Source organism: Ruegeria sp. HKCCD8929, from assembly GCF_013031405.1.
GTDB lineage: Bacteria > Pseudomonadota > Alphaproteobacteria > Rhodobacterales > Rhodobacteraceae > Ruegeria.
This window is the reverse complement of the sequence record NZ_WPZY01000093.1, coordinates 1-4,396: the sequence shown is the minus strand read 5'-3', so window position 1 is coordinate 4,396 and position 4,396 is coordinate 1. Positions and strand designations below refer to the sequence as shown.

4 protein-coding genes are annotated in these 4,396 nt (G+C 54.9%); 2 read left to right on the top strand and 2 right to left on the bottom strand.

The genetic code is table 11. The annotated features are described in order from the left end of the window. Nucleotides 1-460: 460 nt before the first annotated feature. On the bottom strand, nucleotides 461-1,144 hold the full coding sequence (locus tag GOX53_RS28805) for a helix-turn-helix transcriptional regulator (protein ID WP_171182313.1): 684 nt from the start codon (nucleotides 1,142-1,144) through the stop codon (nucleotides 461-463). 74 nt (nucleotides 1,145-1,218) lie between these two features. On the opposite strand from GOX53_RS28805, the gene GOX53_RS28800 reads away from it, so the two are divergent. Continuing rightward, on the top strand, nucleotides 1,219-1,542 hold the full coding sequence (locus tag GOX53_RS28800; RefSeq protein WP_171182312.1) for an NIPSNAP family protein: 324 nt from the start codon (nucleotides 1,219-1,221) through the stop codon (nucleotides 1,540-1,542). Continuing rightward, entirely contained in the window at nucleotides 1,539-1,883 is a 345-nt protein-coding gene (locus GOX53_RS28795; RefSeq protein WP_171182311.1) for an antibiotic biosynthesis monooxygenase, read from the top strand. Before GOX53_RS28800 ends, GOX53_RS28795 begins: the two co-directional genes overlap by 4 nt. A 571-nt stretch (nucleotides 1,884-2,454) precedes the next feature. Here GOX53_RS28795 and GOX53_RS28790 read toward each other — a convergent pair. Further along, nucleotides 2,455-3,528 (bottom strand): Hint domain-containing protein, encoded by a 1,074-nt coding sequence (locus GOX53_RS28790; RefSeq protein ID WP_171182310.1) that lies wholly within the window; start codon nucleotides 3,526-3,528, stop codon nucleotides 2,455-2,457. Between the last annotated feature and the right edge of the window lie 868 nt (nucleotides 3,529-4,396).

Sequence of the window (4,396 nt, the reverse complement as noted above, 5' to 3'; positions counted from 1 at the left end):
GTAGACCCAGACGGCATAGGCGATGATCTCGCGCGGAAAACGAAAACCCTTCAGGCGCGGCATTTTAAGCGGTATCTTCCTGCGTGAGCGGTAACCAGTTCAGAACGCGTAAACAAGTTGGCAATGCCGTTCAATATGTTGGAAAAAGAGCCAATCCTCTCTCAAGAAGCGATCTCGGACGTAGCCACCGAACGCTTTGGCAAAGCGTGGACAGCGACATTCTACCGTACGTGTTGCAATGACAGGTTACCAGCAATCTCGACCAATTTTGTATCGCGCAGCATTCGGTCAAACGGGCTCCCCTGCCGCCGATCTCTGCGGCGAGTTCGAGCAGGTCGTTAAGAGCCCTGAGCCGCCTTAGCCACGCTTCCTAACTACGCGCGCGGCAAGTCGCGAAGCGGACCAAAGTGAGCTTTCGCTGCAGCTGTGCGAATGTTTGGTTCGCGATATTCGGAGAAGTTCAACCAACAGAAAACAATCGCTCAAATTCTTTGACTCCATTTGCCGAGAACGAAACCACGCGCGTTTTCTGATCGCGTCTGGCCCACGATAGGTCTTCAAATCGACTAAGGAACGCGCGGCCAAGGCTGCCCGCCAAATGCGACCTGCGCTCGCTCCAGTCCAGACATTCACGGCAAAGCGGTGATTTACTTTTGCATAGTATTGCTAAGTCAATTTCGAAGCCTGTCACAAAGGCTTGGCCAGAACGTGTTAGATTGAGGTCGTCGCCATCAAAGACCAGGTGGCCCTGCGCCATCAAGCTGTCGAACATCTGCGTGCCCATATCACCTGCGAGATGATTGTAGCAGACACGTGCCCGCCGCAATTCAGCATCTTTCGGCCCGGTGCGCTTACGTAGATGGCCCGATCCTGCCGCTAGCCCCATCAGGCCTTCCAGAACGTGCGCAACTTCGTCGTTGGCGAGAGAAAAATACTTGTGTCGCCCCTGTTTGCGGGGACGCAACAGATCACCGTCATCGAGCTTGGACAGGTGGGAGCTGGCTGTCTGGATGGTGACGCCCGCTTCCTCTGCCAACTCGCTCACGGTCAGGGCCTTCCCGCTCATTAGCGCGATCAGCATGTTAGCACGCGCGGGATCGCCGATCAGCGCGGCGACATGTGCAATATCAGGACCTTCTTTCATAGTTCGACCCTAATCGAAGCATTCTCTTATCGCAATCCGGTAGACCTAGGAAAACACACTGAGAGGATTCCGCTATGTTGACCTGCATCATTCGCTACCAGATCGACCCGACCAAGAATGCCCTGTTTGAAGAATATTCCCGCAACTGGGGCCAGGCCATTCCGCGCTGTGGCGCGGACCTGGTCGGCTATTTCGCGCCCCATGAAGGGTCTTCGACGCTGGCTTACGGCATCTATAATGTGGAAAGCCTTGCCGATTATGAAGCCTATCGGTCGCGACTGTCGATGGACCCATTGGGCCGTGAGAACTATAAGTTCGCCCAGAAAGAGAAATTTCTGCTCCGCGAGGATCGCACTTGGCTCAAGCTCGCGTCAGCCCCGCATGGAGACGGCGCATGATCGCGGTGATTTTCGAAGTTGAACCAGCAGAGTGCCGCAAGGGCGATTATCTTGATATCGCCGCCGAGATGAGACCGATGCTGGATGATATCGAGGGTTTCATCTCGGTCGAACGGTTTCAGAGCCTTACCGATCCGCGCAAAATACTCTCCCTGTCGTTTTTTGAAGACGAGGACGCGATTGCGCGCTGGCGCAATCTGAACGCGCATCGAGGGGCGCAGACGAAAGGGAGACGCGGCGTGTTCGACGACTATCGGTTGCGCATCGCGAGCGTCATCCGCGATTACGGCATGTTTGATCGCGCGCAAGCCCCAAAAGACAGTAGAAAGGGCCACTCATGATTTCGCTTGTTTTGACAGCGTGGGCCGCCCTCGCCACGGCGGCAATCTCGCCCGGTCCAAACCTCGTTGCCGTTGCCTCGCGCGGCCTTGGTTCTCCGCTCCTTGCCGGAACGGCCTCTGCCAGATAGCCAACGGCACCCGATCATATTAATCGTTCGAGAAAACCATGCATTTGCAGATCCTTCGCCAGGACCCGCGGGAACCTGGCGAAAGGCAGGTCTCAGAACTCGACGTTATCGCGGATCGCTGCGGCACCGCATGGCGGCTGGGAGCCCCGAGCCGCCTTTGCTCCGGCTGCACACGCCTGCAGTCGCGGCATGATGGTCCGGCCCTCACCTGCCGTTGATCACCGTCGGCCCCTGCTGCTGTGCGGCCCGTGATTCCGGACATTCGCTGCAACCGCGAGATTGGGTGTTGGACGAATTCACGCAGTCGGGACTTTGCCGACATTCCTATTCCGGTGTTAGCTAACGCAGCATTGCTTTGCACGGGCGGCGGATCCATCACTGCGGCGTGGCTCCTGTCGTCGAAGCGATCATTGAAGGCTATCCCACATCTGAGAAACTGGAGATTAGCCATAGTAAATAGGCTTGTCATTTTTCAGATGTCTGGCAATGAGTTCCTTCACATCCGGACCAGTGTCAGCCAAGGGGCTGTGGGGAGTGGGTCGGAAACCCGGCGCAGCAATCTCAGGAAAAATGTTTGAGATTTCCTCTCGAGCCTCCTTCGGCAATGCCTTCAGTGCCTGCGGCCCGAGAAGGAGGCTCTCGGACGGCACGCCCGCTGCGTGAATGATCTCGTGTCGGTCGAAGAGCAGATGAAAGTACTCGATGCAGTCGCAGCTGTCTTCAACGTAGACACCAGGCAGTGCGGTCAGCCGAATGGCCGGCACCAGTACCTCCGGGACAGCGAATATTCGCTTGCAGATCGGCGACGATACCAAAACACGGTGCTGGCGGGACAGGCGAAGATCAGACCGGGGTAAACCGCCGCCCAATGCTCCCTTCAGGATCACCACAGGACAAAGACGCCTGTCTTCCTGCTGGGCTGAAGTTCTGACGGTGCGGCTGAAGATGCCACGCAAGCGCACAGGTTGTCCATCAATCCTGTTCACCCGTATACCTTGAGACAGTTTCCAGACGGGCTGTAGCCCCGCCTCCGTCTCGATTAGCGTGTCGCGGCCAAAGCAGATCGGCGGTGGGGTTGGGCCATCTAGGACCACATCATCAATCACCAGATCGCGACTGTTGGTGTTTGCCGTTGTGTCGATGAAGGTAATCGTGACCTCGGTCACGTCGTCAGGGATTTCGATGGACTGGGTTGGGAAAGGGGTATCTGCAGCCCCCCCACCAGTGCCATTGGCAAAGGCCCCCGTGGAGAGCAATTGAGTGGCACCCATGTCGTCAACATAGGTTATCTCGTAGATGCCGGAAGTTCCAAAAGCGCCTAAGCGTCCGTATTCGAACGAAAAATCATAATCTTCGTCTGGAACCACAGCGATGGTCTGACTTGCGACGCCGGTTACGGGACTATTTCCAGCGCTGAATTGCAGGTTTTCCCGGCTTGGGTTCACACCAACGTTCCCCGTCAGTGTCCAGCCGGTAGAGCCATTGGAAAAATCGCTGTTTACGACCTGGTTGACCATTGGATCCTCCTAAGAACCGGTTGCAAACTGCTATTGAAATTTCGACATCGTACAGCGATCTTCACCCTTCCAAGTTTCGGATTACCATTTACAATTGTTTGGAACAACTATTGCTATTCCTGCAGTAACGATTTGTTTTTTGGTGCCCCGCGATTCAAGTGCGTACCCGGAATTGGGCATGAACGGCTGCGTTTCTAACCTCTGAGGCATTTGGAACTCGAATGGGTCACGCTTGCGTTTCGCCGATGACGAGCGACAGCGCTATCATCGACTGCGCGCCATCAAAGGTATTGAAAAACTGCTCGAAAAGTATGGTCTCAGCGACATGAACTATGTTCTGGACTAGAAACCGTATTCCTCACTTGGCCTGCGCCGCCATTTCTGTTGTGAACTGCAGAGTGTGATTGCGATTGTGACGAATTTCCTGGCAACTGCTGTGATGATGACATTGCGCGGTGCTCTTCCGCATTCCAGAGCCGGTTCGCCAAGGGCTCCTGTTTTGGTTTTGGAAAGCCGCGACGAGTACAGCTTGGAGCATCACGTGACGCAACAAGCGTCGTCCACTGCCGAGTTCTGAGCCTAGTCTCATTTTTCGTGATTTCATTGCTTTTCTTCACACCAAAGCAATCTGAAAGCTGTCATTAGTTCCAGCCTCGGGGAGAACCCAGTTTACAATTCTGTAACGTGTTGAATTCCCGCTTTTTCCCAGTGGACCATAGATTTGTCATGCATTAGCAACCAAAGAAACTAGTAAGGTGGAGCTGTTCACTGACCGATCTTTTTCTTTGAAGATCCGGTTATGTGTCGGGATCGCGACCAAACGAACCAAAAGCTCGAGATACAGCAGGATGAGCCGATGCCCATAAAC

Bases quoted from the DNA above. Each gene is read 5' to 3' on its own strand.
- GOX53_RS28805 (WP_171182313.1), bottom strand. From the start codon at position 1,144: ATGAAAGAAGGTCCTGATATTGCACATGTCGCCGCGCTGATCGGCGAT.
- GOX53_RS28795 (WP_171182311.1), top strand. From the start codon at position 1,539: ATGATCGCGGTGATTTTCGAAGTTGAACCAGCAGAGTGCCGCAAGGGC.
- GOX53_RS28790 (WP_171182310.1), bottom strand. From the start codon at position 3,528: ATGGTCAACCAGGTCGTAAACAGCGATTTTTCCAATGGCTCTACCGGC.
- GOX53_RS28800 (WP_171182312.1), top strand. From the start codon at position 1,219: ATGTTGACCTGCATCATTCGCTACCAGATCGACCCGACCAAGAATGCC.